General features: G+C 34.7%; 2 protein-coding genes. Both read right to left on the bottom strand.

The window, feature by feature from the left end; genetic code table 11:
* Window positions 1-219 precede the first annotated feature (219 nt).
* Window positions 220-771, bottom strand: a complete 552-nt coding sequence (locus tag FTV43_RS15135; RefSeq protein WP_005404788.1) for a plasmid replication DNA-binding protein — start codon at window positions 769-771, stop codon at window positions 220-222.
* 63 nt (window positions 772-834) lie between these two features.
* Window positions 835-1,728 carry a replication initiation protein RepM gene (gene repM, locus FTV43_RS15140; protein ID WP_057048785.1) on the bottom strand — a complete coding sequence of 298 codons (894 nt, stop codon included), beginning with the start codon at window positions 1,726-1,728 and terminating at the stop codon, window positions 835-837.
* Between the last annotated feature and the right edge of the window lie 424 nt (window positions 1,729-2,152).

The raw sequence follows: 2,152 nt of genomic DNA on the forward strand, positions 1-2,152 counted from the left end.
TCATTAAGCCACTCATTAATAATTATCTTAAGATTTTCTAAAATTAACATAATACACCTTATACGAAATGCTTTTGATTTTTCATTAAATTTCAGTGTCTTATGTCGATGTGAAAAGCCCAATCATCTCCGATTGGGCTTTTTTGTCGATTCTTCACGTTCCACGCCCACTATTTAACCAATGTTCCACGGGTTTAATAAGCCCAGGTGAACAATCAGATCAGCCATACGGCTTAAAGAAGCGGCTCCAGAAGCCTCTTTTTTCCGGTTCTGGGTCTACGTGTTCAGGAACAGGGATTCGCTTGTTTTCTTTTTCAACCGGAATAGTCAATCCATCATCTTTAGGTTTGGTTTCTAGTTTTGGATCTATCGCTATATCTGTTTCAGGTTGATGATTATTAGCTGTAGTGGCTTGGGATGGTTTCATTTCAATGAGGGTCAGGAGTGTGTCGATGCGAGAATTAGCTTTTGCTTCTCTATCTTCTGCCTTTTCTAGTTGTTTCTTTAAAAACTCAATCTGATTTTTGAGTTCTTCCACTGTTTTATCATTGTATTCAGGTGTATCTAGGTTTTGTATCGGAGACATGTCAATACGTTTTGGGTGTTTTCCACCAAAAGGCTCACCATAGACACGAAGTAATTCTGAAAAGTCGATAGAACCATCATGATCACGACTTAATACTCCGTTTTTTATATCTTTGTAGAGTGTGGCCCGAGATTTTTTATACAGTGTTGCAGCATCACTAACACTGTATTTTGTACTTGTTTTCATATTGTATTACTGTGTATTAACGATACGTATTGGAGAATACAATAAGTGTATTCTCCAATAAACTCAAAGTTTAAAGCCTAAGTTTTTTAGATAAGGTAAAAACTGTTTTTGCTGTTTTGGATCTCTCAACATATCTTTAATTGTTATAGCTAAATCATCATAGCTTTCACCTTGCTGTGCTAGATGTGATAGTTCATGTAAACGAGAAAGTTGATTTCCAAACATATTAATTTGAGCATCTGTTAGTTTATAAAATTCTTTAGGTACATCTGTATTCGGATGACTAATACTCTTAGTCTTTTCTTTAAATGAAAAAATAATACTAGTAACTTTACGACCAGTCTTTTTCTGTTCATAAGTGACATTTAAAGGGCTGCATTCGTTTATTTGGTCTATAGCAGTATCAATTACTCGTTTCTTGAAATCTGCGAATAAAGGGTACTTTTTACCAAGCTCAAGCATTGTCCGCAAATTCTCAACTGAAATTTCACGCTTACCTATTTGTCGATATTGAACAAGTAGCTCATAAATACGAATACCGTACCCACTATTTATTCCAGCGATGTCTGACAGGGCATATTTGGTGAATTCTCTACTTAGATTAGATATGAAAGGCAGAATTGGTTTTGAAAAACGAATACCAATGACACTTTGACTATCTAGAAATTGAACTTCTTGTACCCATCGCATTTTTATAGACTTGTCATCAATACTGAGGTTAATAGATCGTTCATAGAGTCTATTAATACCTTCCTTTAAATCTCTGTATGCAGTTTTTTCATGTACACCTAATTGCCTTAACTCATTGATACTAACAGGATATAGCTCATCATCTGTAATAGGCTGATTTTTTGGAATCCGTGAAATGGCAGCTAAGACAATTCGTTGCTCTACGGCACTTAATTGATATGAGGCTTCTATTACTTGATTTGATTTTACAACGTGATTTTTATTCAAAATAAAACCATTAATTTTTAATATATGACAAATATATACTTGTCATAGTTAGTAGTCAATCCGTCATAGTTAAGTAGTCAATCCGTCATAGTTAGTAGTCAATCCGTCATAGTTAGTAGTCAATCCGTCATAGTTAAGCTTTAAAACCCTTACTGTATAAGGCATACAGGGGACTGAAAAGATTTAAAATATTTAAAATATATTTAAAAAGAGCAAATTGAAAAATTGCCCTTGGTTTTCGCTTCGCTCAAACTCTATTGAACTTCGCTTTCGCTCAGTTCGTTGGGGCAATTTTTTGGTTAATACTTGCGTGACTTTAAGAAAAAGCAAAAGAAACTCGGAATTCGCTACGCTCATAAAACTTTTTTACTCGCTACGCTCGGTCCAGGAGCAAATTTCTGCATGAAACTTACGCTTTCTTAGG

The organism is Acinetobacter sp. YH16053 (assembly GCF_013417035.1).
Lineage (GTDB): Bacteria > Pseudomonadota > Gammaproteobacteria > Pseudomonadales > Moraxellaceae > Acinetobacter > Acinetobacter towneri.